General features: G+C 63.6%; 23 protein-coding genes and 1 pseudogene. 14 read left to right on the plus strand and 10 right to left on the minus strand.

Annotated elements, in window-relative coordinates:
• Window positions 1-295 precede the first annotated feature (295 nt).
• Window positions 296-532 carry a hypothetical protein gene (locus AC1DJB_RS12935; protein WP_476910428.1) on the minus strand — a complete coding sequence of 79 codons (237 nt, stop codon included), beginning with the start codon at window positions 530-532 and terminating at the stop codon, window positions 296-298.
• A gap of 339 nt (window positions 533-871) precedes the next feature.
• On the opposite strand from AC1DJB_RS12935, the gene AC1DJB_RS12940 reads away from it, so the two are divergent.
• Complete coding sequence (locus AC1DJB_RS12940; RefSeq protein WP_476910429.1) at window positions 872-1,126, plus strand: hypothetical protein; 255 nt, start codon at window positions 872-874, stop codon at window positions 1,124-1,126.
• Window positions 1,127-1,305: 179 nt separating this feature from the next.
• Here the strand turns inward: AC1DJB_RS12940 and AC1DJB_RS12945 are convergent, their stop codons facing one another.
• From AC1DJB_RS12945 to AC1DJB_RS12955, 3 genes and pseudogenes are all read right to left on the minus strand, one after another.
• Window positions 1,306-1,638, minus strand: a complete 333-nt coding sequence (locus AC1DJB_RS12945) for a ParB family protein (protein WP_476910430.1) — start codon at window positions 1,636-1,638, stop codon at window positions 1,306-1,308.
• A 35-nt stretch (window positions 1,639-1,673) separates the two neighbouring features.
• Window positions 1,674-2,232 (minus strand): annotated as a pseudogene (locus AC1DJB_RS12950) (single-stranded DNA-binding protein).
• A gap of 221 nt (window positions 2,233-2,453) precedes the next feature.
• A complete protein-coding gene (locus AC1DJB_RS12955; protein ID WP_476910431.1) occupies window positions 2,454-2,765 on the minus strand; it encodes a glutaredoxin family protein in 312 nt (103 codons plus the stop codon).
• A 464-nt stretch (window positions 2,766-3,229) separates the two neighbouring features.
• Between AC1DJB_RS12955 and AC1DJB_RS12960 the strand changes: the two genes are divergently transcribed.
• Entirely contained in the window at window positions 3,230-4,255 is a 1,026-nt protein-coding gene (locus AC1DJB_RS12960; protein ID WP_476910432.1) for an ATP-dependent DNA ligase, read from the plus strand.
• 553 nt (window positions 4,256-4,808) lie between these two features.
• Here the strand turns inward: AC1DJB_RS12960 and AC1DJB_RS12965 are convergent.
• A complete protein-coding gene (locus AC1DJB_RS12965; protein ID WP_476910433.1) occupies window positions 4,809-5,129 on the minus strand; it encodes a hypothetical protein in 321 nt (106 codons plus the stop codon).
• A gap of 223 nt (window positions 5,130-5,352) precedes the next feature.
• Here AC1DJB_RS12965 and AC1DJB_RS12970 point away from each other — a divergent pair, with 223 nt between their 5' ends.
• The 5 genes from AC1DJB_RS12970 (at window position 5,353) to AC1DJB_RS12990 (ending at window position 8,512) form a co-directional block, all read left to right on the plus strand.
• The gene (locus tag AC1DJB_RS12970; RefSeq protein WP_476910434.1) at window positions 5,353-6,111 is read left to right on the plus strand and encodes an SOS response-associated peptidase; all 759 of its coding nucleotides are present in this window, start codon (window positions 5,353-5,355) and stop codon (window positions 6,109-6,111) included.
• Between the two features lie 96 nt (window positions 6,112-6,207).
• Complete coding sequence (locus AC1DJB_RS12975) at window positions 6,208-6,657, plus strand: LexA family protein (RefSeq protein ID WP_476910435.1); 450 nt, start codon at window positions 6,208-6,210, stop codon at window positions 6,655-6,657.
• 19 nt (window positions 6,658-6,676) lie between these two features.
• A complete protein-coding gene (locus AC1DJB_RS12980; protein WP_476910532.1) occupies window positions 6,677-7,930 on the plus strand; it encodes a Y-family DNA polymerase in 1,254 nt (417 codons plus the stop codon).
• A 28-nt stretch (window positions 7,931-7,958) separates the two neighbouring features.
• Window positions 7,959-8,108, plus strand: a complete 150-nt coding sequence (locus AC1DJB_RS12985; protein ID WP_476910436.1) for a hypothetical protein — start codon at window positions 7,959-7,961, stop codon at window positions 8,106-8,108.
• A gap of 98 nt (window positions 8,109-8,206) precedes the next feature.
• Complete coding sequence (locus AC1DJB_RS12990) at window positions 8,207-8,512, plus strand: hypothetical protein (RefSeq protein ID WP_476910437.1); 306 nt, start codon at window positions 8,207-8,209, stop codon at window positions 8,510-8,512.
• A 173-nt stretch (window positions 8,513-8,685) separates the two neighbouring features.
• On the opposite strand, the gene AC1DJB_RS12995 is transcribed toward AC1DJB_RS12990, so the two are convergent.
• Together AC1DJB_RS12995 and AC1DJB_RS13000 are read right to left on the minus strand one after the other, a co-directional pair.
• On the minus strand, window positions 8,686-9,306 hold the full coding sequence (locus AC1DJB_RS12995) for a hypothetical protein (RefSeq protein WP_476910438.1): 621 nt from the start codon (window positions 9,304-9,306) through the stop codon (window positions 8,686-8,688).
• 650 nt (window positions 9,307-9,956) lie between these two features.
• A complete protein-coding gene (locus AC1DJB_RS13000) occupies window positions 9,957-10,331 on the minus strand; it encodes a hypothetical protein (protein WP_476910439.1) in 375 nt (124 codons plus the stop codon).
• A gap of 407 nt (window positions 10,332-10,738) precedes the next feature.
• Here AC1DJB_RS13000 and AC1DJB_RS13005 point away from each other — a divergent pair, with 407 nt between their 5' ends.
• Complete coding sequence (locus tag AC1DJB_RS13005; RefSeq protein WP_476910440.1) at window positions 10,739-10,906, plus strand: hypothetical protein; 168 nt, start codon at window positions 10,739-10,741, stop codon at window positions 10,904-10,906.
• 106 nt (window positions 10,907-11,012) lie between these two features.
• Window positions 11,013-11,369, plus strand: coding sequence for a ribbon-helix-helix protein, CopG family (locus AC1DJB_RS13010; protein WP_476910441.1), 357 nt, complete (start codon window positions 11,013-11,015; stop codon window positions 11,367-11,369).
• 113 nt (window positions 11,370-11,482) lie between these two features.
• On the opposite strand, the gene AC1DJB_RS13015 is transcribed toward AC1DJB_RS13010, so the two are convergent.
• Window positions 11,483-12,088, minus strand: coding sequence for a DNA-binding protein (locus tag AC1DJB_RS13015; RefSeq protein WP_476910442.1), 606 nt, complete (start codon window positions 12,086-12,088; stop codon window positions 11,483-11,485).
• 800 nt (window positions 12,089-12,888) lie between these two features.
• Here AC1DJB_RS13015 and AC1DJB_RS13020 point away from each other — a divergent pair.
• The 5 genes from AC1DJB_RS13020 to AC1DJB_RS13040 all read left to right on the plus strand — a co-directional run bounded on the left by AC1DJB_RS13020 (window position 12,889) and on the right by AC1DJB_RS13040 (window position 17,019).
• Window positions 12,889-13,512, plus strand: coding sequence for a TasA family protein (locus AC1DJB_RS13020; protein WP_476910443.1), 624 nt, complete (start codon window positions 12,889-12,891; stop codon window positions 13,510-13,512).
• Between the two features lie 112 nt (window positions 13,513-13,624).
• Entirely contained in the window at window positions 13,625-14,662 is a 1,038-nt protein-coding gene (locus AC1DJB_RS13025) for a signal peptidase I (protein WP_476910444.1), read from the plus strand.
• A 43-nt stretch (window positions 14,663-14,705) separates the two neighbouring features.
• Window positions 14,706-15,197 (plus strand): hypothetical protein, encoded by a 492-nt coding sequence (locus AC1DJB_RS13030; protein ID WP_476910445.1) that lies wholly within the window; start codon window positions 14,706-14,708, stop codon window positions 15,195-15,197.
• A 34-nt stretch (window positions 15,198-15,231) separates the two neighbouring features.
• Entirely contained in the window at window positions 15,232-15,735 is a 504-nt protein-coding gene (locus AC1DJB_RS13035) for a hypothetical protein (protein WP_476910446.1), read from the plus strand.
• 348 nt (window positions 15,736-16,083) lie between these two features.
• Window positions 16,084-17,019 (plus strand): pilus assembly protein TadG-related protein, encoded by a 936-nt coding sequence (locus tag AC1DJB_RS13040; protein ID WP_476910447.1) that lies wholly within the window; start codon window positions 16,084-16,086, stop codon window positions 17,017-17,019.
• 339 nt (window positions 17,020-17,358) lie between these two features.
• On the opposite strand, the gene AC1DJB_RS13045 is transcribed toward AC1DJB_RS13040, so the two are convergent.
• Together AC1DJB_RS13045 and AC1DJB_RS13050 are read right to left on the minus strand one after the other, a co-directional pair.
• Window positions 17,359-17,592 carry a hypothetical protein gene (locus AC1DJB_RS13045; RefSeq protein WP_476910448.1) on the minus strand — a complete coding sequence of 78 codons (234 nt, stop codon included), beginning with the start codon at window positions 17,590-17,592 and terminating at the stop codon, window positions 17,359-17,361.
• A gap of 47 nt (window positions 17,593-17,639) precedes the next feature.
• Window positions 17,640-18,515 carry a type II secretion system F family protein gene (locus AC1DJB_RS13050; RefSeq protein WP_476910449.1) on the minus strand — a complete coding sequence of 292 codons (876 nt, stop codon included), beginning with the start codon at window positions 18,513-18,515 and terminating at the stop codon, window positions 17,640-17,642.
• Window positions 18,516-18,517 lie beyond the last annotated feature (2 nt).

Here is an 18,517-nt window from a genome sequence, read left to right on the forward strand (position 1 = left end):
TCTTCATGGACGCTAAACAATAAGCATGCTTACTACCCCCGGTTAGGACCTATCGTAGAGCAAGGATGCTTTCGGTGGGCAACCTCGGGGATTCTTTCGAACCCGCCCTGCGCTACGGGGCATGGAGATCCCGGCCGGCAACCGCAGGCCAAAGCCCCACAGTTGACCATGTCACTCACCACCGGGCAGAGAGTGTGGTTCGGGCAGGCAGGTCCAGTGAATCGCGGACCCCGGCACGATGAAAAGGGGCCGAAAGAGGCACCGAAACCGCTCCCTTGTCGGCTGCGGTGTCGGGTCAGCCGCGCCACACCACCGTGATGGCCTCGCCGGCGGGCACGGCGCTGATGTGCAACGACACATCCAGGCCCTGGGGATCACGGCACGGGTCGCTGCCGGTGTCCGCGATGATTTCCTGGATGAGCTGGTTCAGGGCAAGGGCCATGGCCCGCCCCCAGTCGGCCGGATGGGTGCTCGTGGCCTCCACCGTCACCGAACGGGCGGACCTTGTCGTTACTTCAGGGTCTGTCTGCATGCCGGCTCTCCATCGGGAAACTGCACAGGAAGTGCAGGTCCTCGCCGCGCAGACAGACCTCCGTCAAGGCCGGGTGGGTCATTTTGGTTCGCCGGTTCCGGCGAACGGACCCCCGCACCTTGTCGGCCCTCCGCAGTGGGGTTTGACCCATTTTAGGAACAAAGAGCCGGACCGTCCACGCCGGGGGTATCCATCCGTCCTGGCGGGTGGCCTCTCAAGGGTCCCCCTCTGCCCCCAGGCCCCGGGCGCGGCAGGTTCCGTCGAGACCAGACTGCCTCGGCCCGGGAGCTGGAGCCCGGTACGGTTGGAACAAGTGATGTTCAGAAATGGTGGGCCGCGGTGATCTCGCACTTTCAACAATTCCTCAACGAAGCAACCGTCCGGGATCCCGGGCCGCCTGTCCTGCTGGGCCCGGACAGCTTCTACGGCCTGTACATAAGCTGGTGCCTGATCCACAAGATCAACCCGGTAGCGGTCACCGAGTTCCGGGCCGGCATGCGCCGCTGCGGCATCGACGTCCACCGCAGCGGGCTGGCCATGACCGGGCCTGCCGCGGCCGACTACATCCTGGCCACCGACCCCGACCCCAACTGAACACCCGAACGAAAGAACAACGACGTCGCGACAAGTCCCGATTAGTGTTCCCGGGGCAACAGGCGCAACCGAGCCATGAAGCCCGCTCCTCTTGCAGCCTGTCGCGCATCCGTGAGAGCGGTAGCCGGTGGGGCCGAGTTGCGCCAACTCACCCTCGACGTCGACACCACGAAGCGTCGCTATGGGGCGACACTCCCCTGGGTGCAGTTTTGCCGGGGCGGTCCTGGGGCGAGGCGTGGGGGATTCTCAAGCTTTGTTTGGCGGCGGCGACTTTCCTCGCGGGTGCGCCGGCCCGGTCGCATCTGCCCTGCGGGGATGCCGGGCCATTTCCTTCCGCCGTTGTGCTTGCGCTGCAGCCGACCGAGTTCCCGCAGGGTGGCTGCTTCGACGAGGTCGGTGATCGAGGCATAACCCTCGAGGTAGCCGACCGCGTTGACGGCGGCTCGGATCTGGTCCGTGTCCTCCTCGGTGAAGTACGCGGAAAGGGACTTGGTTTTCTTGGGAATCGGCATTCTTCGCTTCCGACCTTCGACGCTTGTCGCCGGTCTCAGCGCGGGGGTTCCGCCGCTGCGCCCGGCAGACTGCCCCATCGGGCCGGGTTTGCGTCCTTGCCGAACCACGGGTCGTCATCGGCGTAACCACCGGGATTGACAGCCGGATCGTCCGCCGGGCAGACGCTTTCCTGGCCGGCCGAGGTGGACGTCGCCCGGAGGCCGGCCCTGGGCCTGGTAGGAGCGGCTGCCGTGTAGCGGAGGGACACGGCAACCTCGTCGGCCTCGAGCTCCACCACGGTGCGCTTCTCCCCCGCTTTCGTCTCATACGTCCGCGGCTTCAACCTGCCGGAGACAACAACCCTCGAACCCTTGGTCAGGGACGCAGCGACGTTCTCCGCCATATCCCGCCACACAGTGGCACGAAGGAAAAGTGTCTCGCCGTCCCTCCACTCGTTGGAGGCCGAATCGAACGTACGGGGGGGTCGAAGCAATCGTGAAGTTCGCGACCGGAGTGCCTTCAGTTTTCCCGAACCCACGGGAAACTGGCGTAAAGCGGAGTTCGGGGTCGTTGGTCAGATTTCCGATCACTGTGATGGTGGTTTCGCCGGCCATGATGTGGACCTTCCTTGGGACGTTGGTGGGTGTGGATTCGTCGGTTTCAGGGGTGTCTTGCTCGGTGTCGTACCAGGGGGCCGCGGGGTCCGGTTCCACCAGGTAGGGGTCGATGATGGGGACGTTGATGGTTCTGGAGGGGTTGGCTTCTTCTCCGAACCAATCCACGTCAGGGTCGAACCGGCGGGGGGTGAGAGCGAACCTATCATCCCCGCAGGCGCTCATTTGGCTTCAGCCTTTTCGCTGGCGGCTGCGATGGTTCGTTTGTGGTTCACGACTGCCTGGGTGAGTTTGTCCATGCGGGCCCCGGCCCAGTGGTCCTCGTCATCCGCGTTATTCACAATGACTGGCGCCTGGGAATAGCCGAGGTCTTCGGTGATGTACTCGAAGGCCGCCGGCACCTCGGTGATGTCCACGGCGTGGTAAGTGACGCCGTTGCGGTCAAAATGCGCTTTGACCTTGTCGCAGTTCGGGCAGTCCGGCTTGGTGTAGACGGTGTATTCGGCGGGAGCTGAAGCTGGGATTGAAGTCATTTTCAGTACCTGGTTTCGTATCAAATTAGTTGCGTTCGCCTGGGTGACTTTCTACCTCAATTCTACCGTTTTTCATATGAAAAACAAGGAGTTTTTCCCTTATTTTACGGGGATGTTGATGACAAATTTTGTGCGGTCCTTGCCATTACCTGGATCACGAGGGACGGTGATCATCGCCGCCGGTAACTGTGGTAATCACCGCCCCTCAACGACGGAGGGAGCCCCCTGAGCGCATTCATAGCTGGCCATGTTCCAAGGCGGATTAACGTACCTGTCCCTGCCCGCTCCCCCCGCTGTGCTCATCCCGGCTGAAAGAACCCCGCCCGGCTGTTCGCGAGTCGGCGACGGAGGTCTTGTTCTCTTCGCCTCCGGCCTCAACACGCGGACAGTCCGTGCCGATCTCTGTCCTGGCCCGAACGCACGGTCACGAAGGGCGGGGATTGGATGCGATTTAGACTGGCGTCATGGCTGAGAGCGTGCCGCGGTCGTTGCGGCCTCCTGTCGCTTTGGCGTTGGCGAAAGCGGTGGAGGCCATCCCGCCCGCCGGCGCTTTGCCCGGCGAGCTTATCTTTGAGCCCAAGTGGGACGGTTGGCGCGCATATGCCCTGGTTGGAGCAGAAGAGGTGTTGTTGTTTTCGCGGCAAGGCAAAGACCTTTCCCGGTACCTGCCTGAGCTCGTCTCCGCTCTCACCCAGCAGGCGCCTCCGGGCTGTGTGATCGATGGTGAGGCCGTGGTCTGGTCCAAGGGACGGCTGGACTTCGAGGCCCTGCAACGGCGCCTGGTCACTTCCAAGGCAGGCCTCGCCGGGATGGTCAGGGAACTGCCGGCGTCCTATGTGGCGTTCGATCTTCTTGCGGTCGCCGGCCACGACATCAGGGAAGTTGTTTGGTCCCGCCGTCGGGAGCTTTTGGAAGAACTCGCCCGGACCTGGGTTCCGCCGCTGAACCTCTCTCCCGTCACAACAGACAGGGAGCTCGCGGAGCAATGGTTCCGGGACCTGCCCTCCACAGGGGTGGAAGGGTTAATGATCAAGAGCAGCGTCCAGTCCTACATCGGCGGAAAAAGGATCTGGCTGAAGGCCAAACACATTGCGGATCTTGAGGTGGTGTGCGGGGCTGTCATCGGGCCCATCGACCGCCCGACGGAAATCGTGGCGGGACTGCCCATCCATGACGAACTGCGGATTATTGGCCGCGCGCCCCTGAGTCAGGGAGACAGCCGGATCTTGGCGCGTTGGCTCCGACCGGCCGGAGGTCCACATCCTTGGCCGCGAACAGTCAAAGGAACCACGATTGACCGGTTCAACCGCGACGCGTCGCCGGTCGACCTGACGCTCGTTGAGCCGATCGTCGTTGAAGTTGCCGCCGACGCAGCATGGTCGGGCCGAGCCTTCCGCCATGCTTTGCACTTCCGTCGAGTCCGCGCCGAACTGGATCCGGCCAAGGTCGAAGTGCCCGCGAACCTTCCGACAGGCGAATCAGGGTCGTAGTTTGGCCGGAATACCCGCACTTCAACGAATAGATTCGGGATCTGCCCTTGCCCTTCGCCTGGATTATCCCGTCCCGGCTACAACCGTTTGCGGCCACGGCGGCGCCGGTAGGGCAAAGACTTACAGACCACGGGAAACCTGGATGACGGCTCGCCCGGGAGATGGCGGCACGCCGGGTCTTTTCTGTGGATGACCCGTCGCCGGCTGTCCACAGCGGCGTGCGGTTGGGCGCGGGAGGCTGTGGGCAACCCGTGCACAAGCACCCCGGCCTCGAAGAGGCGGGCCCCATGGCTGTCACTCCTGGCTTCTAGGATGGATCTCCGACGTGGGCGAGGGAGAAGGGGAAGCATGGAGGATAACGGGCGGCCGCGGGCCAGCGCCTGGCAGATCGCGGGCGTCTGGATCGCGGCTGCGGCGCTGCTGTTGACGGCGGCACGGGCGGGTCTGGATCTGTGGCATCTGGTCGGACATTGACCGCTGGGCGGCGGGTGTTCCGCGCGGCGGACGCGCTTATGATCAGGTCTTCCTCGTCATGGCACTCGGCGGAGTGGTCCTACCGGGCCTCATCCGGCGACGGTGCGGCGCATCTTCCGGGCGGCGCTGTCCTGATGACGGGCAAAGGGGCGGTGTCGAAAAACCGGTATTCCCCCGCGGGAACGCGGATTGTTCCGGCGGCCTCCGCTTTCTCCCGGATGAAATCGTGGTCGTCCCGGGAGAGGACCACCTGCCCGTGCGGGTCACACGCGATTTCCCCGTGTGCGTCCTTGGTGAACTTGGCCGACATGGCGGGGGGCAGGAGCAGACATGCCGGATTTTCCAGAAGCCATGTCCGGGTCTCGGAATCGAGCCGGTCCCACTCGTCCTTGAGGCTCATGCTCGTGAATACCGCCTTCCTGTCTGGGCTTTCCTGAATGTGAATTCCGTCTAGATTACCGCTGGCGTCAAGCCGATGACAGGACGCCCCTGCACATTCTCGGCGCGCCTTGTTATGTTGGGAGCGTCCCGCCTGGTCTCCCATCAGGCGGGACCTTTCGTTCCCTTGGAGGCGTTCGGCTGCCAAAGGATCGGTGCAACGAAATCCCTCCAGGAGGATCTGCATGTGCGGTCGCTACGCAAACGTCAAGGATTTGAACCAGTTGGGCCTGGAGTTCGGTGCGCAGCTGCGCGCCGGGGTCGGGGAGCCCGCGCCGAATCTGGACGTACGCCCGACGACGCCGGTGCCTTTTCTGCAGGGCCGGCTTGGCGACGACGGGGTTGTGCGCCGGGAGCTGTCGGTTGGCCGCTGGGGCATGATCCCCACCTTCGCCAAGGCTTTTGAATCCAAGTTCGCTACCTTCAATGCCCGCAGCGAGGACGTTATCGACAAGCCGACGTTCAGGGCCTCCGTCCCGCGCTGGCGGGCGGCTGTCCCGGCGGCCAGCTATGCGGAGTGGAAGAAGTCCGGGCCCAAAAGGACGGACCCGAAGCAACGCTACGAGATCGCGCCGGGCGACGGCGGGACCATCGCGTTTGCCGGTCTGTACGCGCCCTGGCGCAACACGGCAGTGGAGGACGAGTCGGACCGGGATGCCTGGCTGTCCTGCACGATCCTGACCATGCCCGCTCCCCCGACGGACACAGACCATCCAGCACTCGCGCAGCTGGGGGCATTGCATGACCGGCTGCCGGTGCCCCTGGCTGCCGGTACGATCGATGCCTGGCTGGATCCCCGGGACAAGGACGGTCTTGGCCTGCTGGACCTGGTGCGCGGTGAGGCGTACGACGTCGCCGCAGACTGGGCCCTCCGGCCCGTCGAGCTCGTCAAAGACGACGACGGGCAGCAACGCCTGGAAACGGTGGCCAATCCCGTCGTCTGAAGCCCCCGTACCGGCCGGAGACTGGTTCGAGTCGGGGCCTGGGCTTACACTCAAATATCGAACATATATTCGATAACTGTTTGAGGGTGGTGGGCCATGCCGTTGACGGTCATGGGCACAGTCGGAACGGTCACCGGGCCGCTCCTCATGGCCCCGCTGACTGTCGAAGCCGGCTTCCCCTCGCCTGGGCAGGACTATTACGACGGGCCTGTTGATCTCACCCGCGAGCTGGTGAAGGACCCTGCCGCGACGTTCTTTGTGCGGGTATCCGGGTCTTCGATGGAGAGTGCCGGGATCAGCGACGGTGACGTGCTGATCGTGGACCGTTCCCTCACCCCGAAGCATGGCGACGTCGTGATTGCCGTGCTCGACGGGGAACTGACCGTGAAGCGGCTGATCATCGATCGGCACGGGGTGATCCTGCGCCCGGAAAACCCGGCCTTCACGGAGACGAGGGTGCCCGAACTGGCACAGCTGGAAGTGTGGGGGGTGGTGAAAATGAGCCTTCACTACCTGGTCGATCACCGCCGGGCGCAAAGTGCATGAACTCGTCGCACACGTGGACATGAACTGCTGCTACGTCTCATGCGAGCGGCTGTTTGATCCCTCATTGGAGGGCCGGGCGGTTCTTGTTCTGTCCAATAATGACGGCTGCGCGGTCAGCCTCAGCCCGGAAGCGAAGGCCCTCGGCATCACCCTGGGGACGCCTTGGTTCCAGATCGCGCCCCGAGCCAAGGAATGGGGACTGATCCAAAAAAGCAGCAACTACGAGCTGTACGCCGACATTTCACGTCGAGTCATGGAGATAATTTCGCGTTATAGCGCTTGGATCGAAGTATATTCGATTGATGAAGCATTCCTTGGACTCGGACCCCGCGGCGCCGAGGGTGATCTGGTGGCTTTCGGCCGCCGGATCAAGGATGAGATCCGGCACTTGGTCGGGGTACCGGTCTGCGTCGGCATCGCGAGAACGAAGACCCTCGCAAAGTTGGCGAACAAGACCGCCAAGAAGCTGCCAGTGTTCGGCGGAGTCTGCGTCTGGGAGGACACCCGCGCGCAGTGGCGTGCGCAGCTGCTCGCGGGCCTGCCCGTATCCGAAGTCTGGGGCATCGCGGGAAGGTTGACGCGCCGTCTGGGGGCGATGGGCATCTTCTCGATCGCGGACCTCGCGGCCGCCGACCCGGTGGCCATCCGCGACAAATTCAATGTCGTCGTGATGAGGACAGTCCTCGAGTTGCAGGGCACACCCTGCATCGACTTCGAAGAGGAAAAGCTTGGCAAGGAACAGCTGATCTTCAGCAGATCCTTCGCGGAGCCGATCACCACCAGGTCAGCCATGCGGCAGGTGCTCTCCGTCTACGCACAGCAAGGATCCGCACGCCTGGAGAAACACCACCAGAAGACCAAGATCCTCACGGCATTCGCGGGGACCAGCGTCTACAACGCCTATGACAAGAGTTTCCCGTCCGTTTTGGTGCCGTTGCCGGCGCCCACGTCGGACCCGGTGGTGCTGGCGAAGGCCGGCCAGCAGCTCCTGCCGAAACTGGCCGAGGGCATGAAATACGTCCGGGCCGGGATCATGCTCACCGCGCTCTCCCCCGCCACCGGGCAGGAGGCGTTCGAACCGTTCCGTTTTGCCCACGAAGACCAGGGCATCAGCTCCCTCATCGAGGAAGTGAACCGCCGGCACGGCCGCGGTCTCGTCGGGCTTGGCTGCGGCGGGCTGCGTCCGGGGCCTTCCTGGCAGATGAAACGGGATTTCCTCTCCCCCAGGGCAACCACGCACTGGGACGAGCTGGCCGTCGTGAAAGCCTCCTGACCGCCCCGCCCTAAGGCAGAATTACACCGTGGAAGTTGAACTGACGATTGAAGGCCCGGACGGCGAGCAGAGCCGCGTCAGCGCCCCCGGCGCCACCTACGATGACGCGCTGGCCAAGGCCACAGAGCTCGTCCCGGAGGGGTACCGGCGGATCGTCATCCGCAAACACCCCGACTGACGCACGAACGGCTTGACCTGAATTCCCAACCTCGCCAGCACCTGGCGTCGCCGAGCGCTTATCGAGACGCCCTTTCAGGAAACAGGAGGAGATCAACAATGTCCGCAACGCTGAAGCTGACGCACAAAACTATCGGAGTGGAAGTCCGCCGCGGCACGTACGACGTTGTGGTCGACGGGAAACATGCCAGGACCCTCGAACTGAACGAGACCATCGACATACCGGTCGAACCCGGGCATCACACCCTGCAAGTCCGCAACGGCCGAAACTCCAGCCGAACCAAGGCCTTCGACGTCGCCGAGGGCGAAATCGCCAGCTTCCGGTGCAGCGGAAAGAGCATCTTGCCGATCTTTCTCTTGTCCTTCGTCGTTCCCAGCCTGGCGCTCTCGCTCAAGCGCGAGTAGACGCAAGCCGCCGAACAGAGCGCCATCGGACCGCCCGCAGGCGCTGATCCGACGAGTAGCGTGAGGCTTATCAACGTGCGAGGGAACTCACCGACGACGGCGCCGAACAGCGCTTCCTGCTCTCGCTGAGGGATTTATGGAAAGACCCCGTGTGGGCGGTGAAGACTTTTTGCCTACATATCCAAGTCGTCCATGTCGAACTCGTCAGCCATGTCGCCGAGTACGAGGTAGTCCCCGGCAGCATCCCGGAACCCGTAGTCAGTCCAGTACCGGCGCAGGGCAACCTTCGCCGCCGCGTGTTCCGGCCTTCCTTCCTCCGAGCCGTCGTCCGTGAGAACCGGCGCCGCCTGAAGGACTACCAAGGCCGTGGCCCGACCGACGGTGTTGAGGATCGCTTTCAGGATCGCGTGGCCGGTCCGGTTGCCGCGGAACCTGGGATCGATCCACAGGGAGGACAGCACCAGCAGGTCCCCGTCCCGATCCATCCCCGCGGCCTCCATCAGGTCCGGCCGCTCCGTGGTGAGCATCTCGGCTACGTTTGCCATCTCCTGGTCGACCGCGTCCAGCGTGAGCAACAGGTTGATCATCCCCGCGTCGGGCACAATACTAAAGCGCGCATCGCCGACATGGACTTCCTCGCCGTCGCCGTCGTCATCGTCGTCCTCCCAGACGGTCCCGCCCACCGAAACGGTCCAGTTCATGGGGTAGTCCTCCGGGTCGTGCTCCGGGCCAGGGACGCCCCGGTACTCACACCGGTAGTCGAAGGTCAGGTACTCGGGATCAATGGCGGCCATGGCGCCCTTCGGGGATGTATGGAGCGTGCACCGGTCACGGGCAGTCTATGTCGGGAACAATCCACGCGGCCCACTAACTGAAAATTCCATGACGGCGATCCGAAAAGACGTCTTTCAATGAACTGAGACATACCGTTTTGCGGGTGGGACCCAAGTACGCCTGAAACCTGCCACGGGCCAAGCCGTTCCAGGGATACGGGGCCGTGGGAACTTCAGATAACACGAACTCAAAGGTCCGGTAAGCCTCTCAAAAACTTCAGATACCGACCGGGAAGCCGGTCCTACGCGCGCATGAATCAGGGGCCGAAGCCTCTGTGGGGATACTGCATTAGTTTCGAAAAGCATGCTCCACTGACGAACGTGACAGGCTTTCAGGCCTACTTGGGCCTCACCCCCATTTGGGAAATGTACCGCGCTAACGCGCACTACGACGAAGCTTCGGACAGCTACAAGGGCGAAGGAGTAGTTGACTACTCCCGGCCATGCAGCGGGACGTCTCGCACTCAACGGGTGAGAAATGAACCTCCACCCAGCGCATTCCAGCTGGCGGGGCGTTTCTGCTACCAGCCACGGCGAGCCAGCCCTGAACCTGCGCACGGACGCAGTGGCCGACCAGTATGTGTGGTGACCGGCCTGCTACGGGTCTGGTGTTAGGCGCCCGTGGCGACTCTGCGGAACAGGTAGATGCCCATTACCTGGCCCTGGTGACTGGTCATGTTCCCGTGCAGGAGGTTGGTAGTTGACGAGTCGGTCTGTAGGAAAACATAGCCGGTGTGCTCGAGATGCCATCCGACCGATTCAATCTGCCCGAGGATGCCTCCAAGTGCACCTCCGAGTCGGATCTTCCCTTTCTGGAACTGATTCACTGGAAGCTCGAGCTGAAAGAAACCATCGCCGTTGCGGTATGCCGCCTCGGCTCTTCCCATCGGGCTGGCTGCGTACGCTGCCTGTGCCTGCTGCTGCTGCTGAGCGCGGGTCTGTTCTTCTCGCGCGGCCTGCTCTGCCAATTTCTGCTGATCTGTCATACCCCAAGCCATCGGATTCCCCTTATTCGTTGTCCTGACCGTGAAAGACTATCCGCTGCCCTGGCCAGAAAACGATGTCTTTGTCTTAGCACGGAGAAGACGTCAGCGAGGCTGAAGCAGGGTAGGTAAGGCGGGGGCCCGTGACAGGTTTCAGGCGTACTTGGGTCCCACCCGTACCTGGGGTGCAGCACAGCGGAAGCGATCCTGATCCCGGGGTTATGCCCATTGTCGTCAGGCGGAGCCCTCCGCACAGCTCAAGGCTGTCCACACTGTGCACAACCCCGGGCCGGTCTGGAATCAACCGGCTGCGGGACTGTCCTGAGGCGGCAGTCGCCCCCCGCTGCACCGGTGAAACAACCCCCGAATATTGTCTTGCAATATCCCCGTTATTGTGAGACAATATTCGTATGGCGATCAGGTGGGCGGGCAGCGCAGACAAACATGGAATTGCCCGTGAGGATGCGTTGAATGCGATCCTGAACCAGATCTACCACGTCGAGCAATTCGATGAGCCGCGCGTGGAATCGGGTGCACGTCCGGATCTGTTTATCGGCCCTCCCGGGACCGCCGGATGATTCTCGAAGTCATGGCAGTCATTACACCGCCCGACGACATCCTGGTCTTCCACGTGATGGAGGCGAGGCGGAAGATACTCGACATTGCCGAGAGAGGAGCAACGGAATGAGTGAGAAGAAGACAAAGGGCGGCCAGGACCTGAGCCAGGAGGAACAGGCCCGCTTCCATGCCCTGGGGGAATGGGCGGAGACCGCCGACATCGGCCCTGACGCCCGCATCACCAAGGCGTCCGGGCCAGGTGCCGGACGTGCCCTTCTGGAAGCAGCACTGGGTTCCCCCGAGGCGGTGAAGAGAGCTGTGGGCAAGCCGTCCCTGAGCAGCACGGGAACGTCCCCGTCCCGGACCGTCCGGCTTCCGAAGGACATGGACGCGCAGCTGCTCGCCCGGTCCGAAATGGAGCACCGCAAGCCCAGCGAGATCCTCAGGGAAGCACTGGCCCAATACCTTGCCAAAGCCTCCTGAGGGCAAGGTAGCTGATTGACGGGCACCCTCGAGGTGCCCGCCAGCCCTGACAGCAGGCCGGATCTGATCCGTGCCGGTTCCTGGATGTACGAAGAGGCGGATTTGGAGCTTTTTTAGCTGCCGGTGTTCTTTGTCTCCGGGGAGACGCGCTCCAGCAGGGCGTTGTGGACCTCCTCAAGGGTGGCGGCGCGCACTTCGGCCGTCGCCAATCTGCGTGCCGCGTCCGCGGCCTCTTTGGCAGCGGCCCGCTCGGACTCCCGCGAATCCTCCAGCTGCTTGCCGATCACAGCAAGCTGGCGCTCCAACGCGCCCCGCTGCGCCTCGAGGCGGGCAATGTCCTCGGCATGGGCAGCCGCGGCAGCGTCCTTCTCGGCGCTTGCCTGGTCCAGGTCGGCAACGAGCTCGGCGATTTCCTGGTCCTTGTCTTTTCGTTCCTGCGCCCAGGCTGCCTCGACGGCGGCGTGGCGTTCAGCAGGCAGGGCGGATGCTTCAGCCCAGCAGGCACCGGCCAGGCGGGCCGCCTGCTCCAGGAGAGCCGGCGGCGCAGCTGCGACCTGACCGCCCGCGGTCTGCTTTTCCTCGGTCCATTCCTTCAGGTACCGGGTGGCGTCGGCGTTGCTCACGCCGGCGGCCGCGCGGACCGTCGATACGGTCGGCCGGCGCTCGGCACTGATCTGCTCGGCCGCGGCATAGACGCGGTCTTTCACGCTCAATGTCATCAAAAGCACCTCTTCGATCCGGTCGGTAGTAGTAGGAGTAGTAGGAGTAGTATCAATACTACTCCTACTACTACCAATTCGGCTGGTGTTCAGAGCGCGGTTCGGATGCGGCGCTGCACCCCCAGCACTCGAGCTTCGGCCCCTGCCTTGCCCCTTCGCCTGGATCGTCTCGTCCCCCGTGCTGAAACGGCTGTGGCCACGACGGCGGCTGGACCGGCAGCGCAAGACTTACAGACCATGGGAAACCTGGATGACGGCTCGCTCGGGAGATGGCGGCACGCCGGGTCTTTTCTGTGGATTGCCGTCACCGGCTGTCCACAGCGGCAGGCGGCCGGGGGCGCGAGAGGCTGTGGGCAACGCGTGCACAAGCACCCCGGCCTCGAAGCGGCGGCCGGTTTCACGATGCCCACGGCCAGTTACGGCATCATCCCCATCGAGGAAAGACGCAGCGGATCTGGAGCAACTCATCGCCGCCGCGGACATCGCCTTGTACATGGGCCAAAAGCCTTGGCCGGAACCGCTCAATCATCGGGGCCTCCTACACCTAGCCTTGGGGCAGGACTCATGTGCGGCGGATCCCCGACGTCCACCGTGGCTAATGAGCCGGCTACTCGCTTCCACTACCCGGAAGGTACAAAGTGGCCGCCCCGATCACTCGAAAACTACTTGATCGAAAACTTAGCCAATCTTGAAGAATTCCTTGCGGAGTCCTTGCAGCTTCCTAAAGCTCGACGTGGAAAGTAGAAGTCAACGGACAGCAAAGTCCCGGTCTCACGGGCTTCAAGAAACGGAAAATCATCATGGGTCTCAACCTGAAAACCACCACCGGCAAAGTCATTGCTTCCCTGGCCCTGGTTGGCACTGCTGCCGGCGTGGCAGGACTCGGAACCTACGGTGCCTTCACCTCCAGCACCTCCGCCAGCAACACCGTTGCCTCCGGCACCGTGAACATCGCCCTCGGTACAGCCGGCACCGCCGGGAACCGGCTCAGCGTCGCCGCTTCCGGACTGGTCCCCGGCGACACCGTGCAGCGCACGGCCACCCTGGCCAACGCCACCGGAAACCAGACGCTGTCAGCGATCACACTGACCACCTCGGCCCTGCCGACCACCAAACTGGACACCGACGCGACCAACGGCCTCCAGATGGTGGTCGATAACTGCTCCGTCCCGTGGACCGAGGCCGGCACCGCCCCCGCGTACACCTACACCTGCTCCGGCACCACCACCTCGGTACTGGCTTCCCACGCAGTCACCGGCTCGAACCTCGCCCTGGCCAACCTCAACACCGTCAACGCCGGCCAGACCGACAACCTGCGGGTCACGCTGACACTGCCGGCAACGGCAGACAACACTTTCCAGGGGCTGAGCAGCACGGTCAACTTCAACTTCACCGGCACCCAGCGCACCGCCACCAACAAGTAGCTAAGCAACGCCGATCGATTCGGCACCGGCCCTCCGCCCTCGCACCCAGACATGGACACCCTGACACAGGGACACGAGGCGGAGGGCCACTTACAGGAACGGAGACCCGGCCATGACCGCAACCCTGGTCCGCCACACGGAGCGGGTCTCCCCGGCAGCCGTAACGACGGCGACCCCCGCCACCGACAAGCCCGGCACCGACAAGCCCGGTGCCGGTAAAAACCCGGGAGTCGGGTCCAGGTTTGCCCGGGCCATCGTCAGCGTCATCACGACCACGGTCATGGTCGCTGCGGTCGCTGCGTTTCTGTTCCTCGCCGTCGGGCCCCGCGTCCTGGGCTACCAGACCAGCACCATGCTCACCGGCTCGATGTCGCCGCTGATCAACCCGGGAGACGTGGTTGTCACCGTACCCGTCGCGGTCCAGAACCTGAAGGTCGGGGACATCATCACCTACCACATTCCGGTGGAGGACCAGCGGGTGGAGACCCACCGGATCATCGACCTGGCCGTGAACAGCCAAGGCACCGCCACCGTCCGCACCAAGGGCGACGCGAACAACGGCGCCGACCCCTGGACAGCAACGTTGGCTGGAGGCCAGGTTGACCGCCAGATGTTCACCGTCCCGTACCTGGGCAACGCGATCCGCGCTCTTCGTGATCCCGTGGTCCTGAAGGTCCTGATGTACGGAGCTCCGGCCGCCCTGGTGGTCATGGTGCTCGTCTCCATCTGGCGGAAAAAGCCCGAAGGCGACGACGCCGTGGACGCCGGCACCGCTGGGGATGCCGGTCAAAGGCGGGCCCTCCCGGCCTTTGACCGTCGCCCGCTCAAGCGCCTGGCCAGGGAAATGAAGAGCAAAGAGGCCGCCAGGAACTTTGCGGACACCTATACCAGGATGCTGCCCCAGCGGGTGGAGAAGATCAGCCACGCCCTGACAACCGGTAACAGTGACCTGGCCATGGATGCGGTGCTCAGCCTGAAAATCAGTTCCTCGATGGTGGGGGCGCTCCGGATGGAACAGCACTGCGTCCTCCTCGAACACGCCCTGGTCATGACCGACCACACAGCGGCGATTCAAGCCGGGGAACTCGTCCGCCAGCACCAACCACAGTTGGAAAAGGCCCTGAGCGGCCACACCACCTGCGCCGCATGAAATCCTCTTCAAAGAACCGAACCGGGTGCCGTGCCCTTACCGCATGAAAGCGGTAAGAATGGAACGGACCACCAGGCCTGACAGAAAGCCGCTGACCTTGCGTAGAAGCCGGAGCACCGCAGACGCCGGGCGGACGCCTGCGTCCGGGCGCGTCGCCGCGGTCCTGGCGGCGGCCGCCGTCCTGATCTTCGCCCCCGGCATCGCGCAAGCCGCGTTCACCGGAACGGCCACAGGACAAACGAGCGTCGGGACCATGTCGCTGCCGGCCCCGACCGGCGCCAGTGTTGCGGCCAGCTGCCCCCCAGGGCGCAAGCTGAGCATCACTGTGAATAGCTATGGAACCGTCCCGCGGGCCACCGGCTACGATTTCACCTTGACGGACCCCAACGGTGCCGATGTTCCAACGTCGGGCGGGACATATTCCCAACACCCAGCCGCTGCAGGCACCTGGACCTACCAGATCCACGGGCTGTACCAGGCATCTCCCGGCAACGTCTGGAAGGGCCAGCCCTACACAGGCACCGTCGTGTGCTGACTGACCGGCCCCACGAGAACAAATGGAGCAGCCATTGACCAAGGATCCCGACCACTTCAACCCGGCGCTTCGGAACAGCGCTGCCGTGCTCGACAGGACGCGGCTGGAGCGTCTGGTTGAGGAGCATTCCTCGAGATCCAGGACCGTGGGTGCCTTGACCGGTATTTTGGGTTTCCTCCCGGTCCAGGTCTGCATCCTGGGTGTTGCTTTGGAACAAAATGACCGGGAAGCCGCCCAGGCAGCGGTCACATCCTTAAACTCTCTGGCAGCCGCTATCGGTGCCAGCCATCTTGAACTCGATGGCCGGCTGATCGACGCTTCACTGCGGGCCGGACGTGTGCAAAGGGCCCGCCGACTGTGGCCCCGTCTCGGCGAAGACATAACGTCCCTGGCTGAAGCGCTCTCACCGTTGCTGGCCGGGGGTGGACACCAGTTCAGTGCCTTGCCACCAAGCGACTCCGGTGTCTGCCAGGGAAAAAATCTGAGGCAACGGACGGATTCCTCCCCGAACCGCAGCAAGTTCCCAGGTCGCCGTTAATGCAGACACGGCGCATTTAGGTTTCCGCGGCAGCCTCGGAGTTCCCATCCACCCTCCAGCCTCCGCGTTTCAAACGGTCCCGCTGGCCGGCTCCCACGCTGCCCGGTCGTGCCCTCCCGGACTGCGTCGTGCTTTTGGCCCGGTGGACGGGGAAGATCCTGAGGCTCGATGCGGACTACAGCCCACCGGCAGAAAGGCAAAACGCAAGATTTGCGCAGGGCTTGCCTAGGTCTTACCCAGGACTTGCCTAGTTCTTCCCACCCTGGTGGAATCCGGACCGGCGGCAGCGGGCGGGCGGGGCATGATGGTTCAGACACCGTCCTGCGCACGTTCATTGGGGGCTTTCTGTTGACAAGAGAGAAGGAACGCGGCGCGGTCGCGGTTCTCGTGGCGCTGCTCTTGGTCGTGCTGCTCGGGTTCGCGGCGATTGCCGTTGACGAAGGCATGCTTTATGCCCAGAAGGCACAGCTGCAGAACGGTGCGGATGCGGCGGCACTGGCCATCGCCCAGGACTGCGCCAAACGGGGCACCACACTGTGCGTCCCGGCCGCCCCCGGGACCGCCCTGCAGCTGGCGAAAGCCAACACCAATAGCGGCATGGCCGACGCGCCGGCACCATCATTCCCCTCGCCCGGAACCGTCGTCGTGACAACCGCCGCCAAAGACGCCAACGGCAGCGGGGTATCGCTCTGGTTTGCCAGGATCCTCGGCATTTCGCGTGCCGACGTCACGGCATCCTCCACCGCGAAATGGGGATCGCCATCCGGACTCACCACCGCCCTGCCCGTGACATTCTCCGAATGCCAGTTCGACCTCTCCGGCACGGTGCAGCTGCTACCCCTCCACGGGACCAGCACATGTGTCAGTGACAGCCCGTCCGGACAGATCATCCCCGGCGGCTTCGGCTGGCTGACCCCGGACGATTCGACCGTCTGCGGATCAACAGTGACCATCGCCAACCCTGCAGTTTCGTCGAAGAACGGCGACAGCATGCCGAACCAGCAGCTGTGCAAGCCGGCGTTCACGGCCTTGGAAGGCCAGACTGTCCTTCTGCCGGTCTTCGACGGGATCGATGCCGGCGGGAATTTCCATATCAAGGGCTTCGCCGCGTTCCAGATCCTCGGCTTCAACTTTCCGGGCCAGTCCTGGAACAACACCGGCACACCCGGCTGCAAAGGCTCCTGCAAGGGAATCATCGGGAAATTCGTCAAATTCGTCTCCCTCGCCAGCCTCCCCACGGGAGGCCCTGATCTTGGTGCGGAGACAGTGAAGCTCGGCCTGTAGGAGCCCGCGGCCATGACTTCCAGCCCGGCACTTCCCATGTGTAAAGACACGGACACACATGCCGGGACCGCCGCCCACATGACGGCTGCGGACTTGCACCGCGCCCGTGTCCACCAGATAAAAGGACCCCGTGATCGAGGGCATCGGCCTGACGAAGCGGTACGGCCAACGAACCGCCGTTGACGGAATCACCTTCACCGTCCACCCCGGGCAGGTGATCGGGTTCCTGGGCCCCGAACGGCGCAGGGCGTCTCGACGTTGGACGGCCCCTCTCCCGGCTCTGGGTACCGGGAGTGGGGCCTGGAGACCAGCCGCGATCTGGGGTCGCGGCTGGTCAGCTTAGGGGGCTCTCCAGATGCGCCGGTCGGCAACTGTCCGTTTGGGCAGTCCCAGAGCAGTTTTCACTCCGCCGGCCAGCGCGTCGAAGTAGCCGTTCAGGGCAATCCCGAACAAAACCCGGCTCCCCCCACAATGACCATCGCGATGGAGCCGACCAAAATTGAGTGTTCTGCGGCCGTGGCTTCTCGCTCGCGGGGCCAGAAGAATGATCAGCTGCCTGACCTTCTTTTCCATGACGACCGCTCCTTGCTCGTTGATGCAGCGCAGTTGTTGATGTGGTTCTAGGAGAATGCAGCGATGATCTTCATGACCGCCGGGCCCAAGAGGATGAGGAACAGCGTGGGGAAGATGCAGAAGATCAGTGGAAACAGGATCTTGACGGGGATCTTCATGGCATGCTCCTCGGCCGCTTGCCTTCGCTTGGTCCGCATCTCCTGTGCTTGGGCTTTGAGGACCTTGGCGATCGCAATGCCGTAAGTATCGGCTTGGACGACGGCTCGGATGAAGCTTCGAACGTCGGGAACATCTACGCGCTGGGACAGGTCCATGTAAGCATCCTTGCGACTTCGCCCCACTTGGATGTCTTGCAGGGTCCGGATGAACTCGTCAGCCAGCGGGCCTTTCCCGTTTTCAGCGGCGCGGGCCATGGCCGCTTCAAAGCCCAGCCCGGCTTGGACTGCGATCAGCATCTGGTCCAGCGTGTTGGGCAGTTCCAGGCGGATGGCTGCCCGACGTTTTTGGGCATTGGAACGGATCAACAGATCCGGCACGAAGTAGGCCACAGCAATGACGGCAAGGCCAAGGAGGAGACGGCCGACCGATCGATCTCCGAGGAACAGCAGGAGTCCCAACCCTGCGCCGCCGAGCGCCAACAGGGGTTTGATCATCAGGATCCGCCCCAGCGGCCAATCCTTCGGCCGCCCGGCCCCGGCCAGTTGCATGTCGAGCCAGGCAACGTAACCGTCCGGCGCAAGTTGCCGTGAAAATGCCGTCAGACGGTCCTTTGTGTTGCCGGACTGTGGGGCAGCCGCCGCGCGTTCGCCCAGATTGGCCCGGATATTGCGCAGCCCTGCCCTGTCCCCGGTGAAAGCGAGCCAGACCATCCAGGAGACGGGGGCCACAATGGCCAACATGGCCGCATAAGCGATGAGTTGCATGG

Source organism: Arthrobacter sp. 01T428, from assembly GCF_056398685.1.

What these genes read in the sequence shown, in the direction of transcription:
- AC1DJB_RS12970 (WP_476910434.1), top strand. Translation starts at nt 5,353, where the DNA reads ATGTGCGGTCGCTACGCAAACGTCAAGGATTTGAACCAGTTGGGCCTG.
- AC1DJB_RS12980 (WP_476910532.1), top strand. Translation starts at nt 6,677, where the DNA reads ATGAACTGCTGCTACGTCTCATGCGAGCGGCTGTTTGATCCCTCATTG.
- AC1DJB_RS12960 (WP_476910432.1), top strand. Translation starts at nt 3,230, where the DNA reads ATGGCTGAGAGCGTGCCGCGGTCGTTGCGGCCTCCTGTCGCTTTGGCG.
- AC1DJB_RS12955 (WP_476910431.1), bottom strand. Translation starts at nt 2,765, where the DNA reads ATGACTTCAATCCCAGCTTCAGCTCCCGCCGAATACACCGTCTACACC.
- AC1DJB_RS13005 (WP_476910440.1), top strand. Translation starts at nt 10,739, where the DNA reads ATGGCGATCAGGTGGGCGGGCAGCGCAGACAAACATGGAATTGCCCGT.
- AC1DJB_RS12990 (WP_476910437.1), top strand. Translation starts at nt 8,207, where the DNA reads ATGTCCGCAACGCTGAAGCTGACGCACAAAACTATCGGAGTGGAAGTC.
- AC1DJB_RS13045 (WP_476910448.1), bottom strand. Translation starts at nt 17,592, where the DNA reads ATGGAAAAGAAGGTCAGGCAGCTGATCATTCTTCTGGCCCCGCGAGCG.
- AC1DJB_RS12995 (WP_476910438.1), bottom strand. Translation starts at nt 9,306, where the DNA reads ATGGCCGCCATTGATCCCGAGTACCTGACCTTCGACTACCGGTGTGAG.
- AC1DJB_RS12975 (WP_476910435.1), top strand. Translation starts at nt 6,208, where the DNA reads ATGCCGTTGACGGTCATGGGCACAGTCGGAACGGTCACCGGGCCGCTC.
- AC1DJB_RS13030 (WP_476910445.1), top strand. Translation starts at nt 14,706, where the DNA reads ATGAAAGCGGTAAGAATGGAACGGACCACCAGGCCTGACAGAAAGCCG.
- AC1DJB_RS12945 (WP_476910430.1), bottom strand. Translation starts at nt 1,638, where the DNA reads ATGCCGATTCCCAAGAAAACCAAGTCCCTTTCCGCGTACTTCACCGAG.
- AC1DJB_RS12965 (WP_476910433.1), bottom strand. Translation starts at nt 5,129, where the DNA reads ATGAGCCTCAAGGACGAGTGGGACCGGCTCGATTCCGAGACCCGGACA.
- AC1DJB_RS13050 (WP_476910449.1), bottom strand. Translation starts at nt 18,515, where the DNA reads ATGCAACTCATCGCTTATGCGGCCATGTTGGCCATTGTGGCCCCCGTC.
- AC1DJB_RS13015 (WP_476910442.1), bottom strand. Translation starts at nt 12,088, where the DNA reads ATGACATTGAGCGTGAAAGACCGCGTCTATGCCGCGGCCGAGCAGATC.
- AC1DJB_RS12935 (WP_476910428.1), bottom strand. Translation starts at nt 532, where the DNA reads ATGCAGACAGACCCTGAAGTAACGACAAGGTCCGCCCGTTCGGTGACG.
- AC1DJB_RS13020 (WP_476910443.1), top strand. Translation starts at nt 12,889, where the DNA reads ATGGGTCTCAACCTGAAAACCACCACCGGCAAAGTCATTGCTTCCCTG.
- AC1DJB_RS13025 (WP_476910444.1), top strand. Translation starts at nt 13,625, where the DNA reads ATGACCGCAACCCTGGTCCGCCACACGGAGCGGGTCTCCCCGGCAGCC.
- AC1DJB_RS13000 (WP_476910439.1), bottom strand. Translation starts at nt 10,331, where the DNA reads ATGACAGATCAGCAGAAATTGGCAGAGCAGGCCGCGCGAGAAGAACAG.
- AC1DJB_RS13010 (WP_476910441.1), top strand. Translation starts at nt 11,013, where the DNA reads ATGAGTGAGAAGAAGACAAAGGGCGGCCAGGACCTGAGCCAGGAGGAA.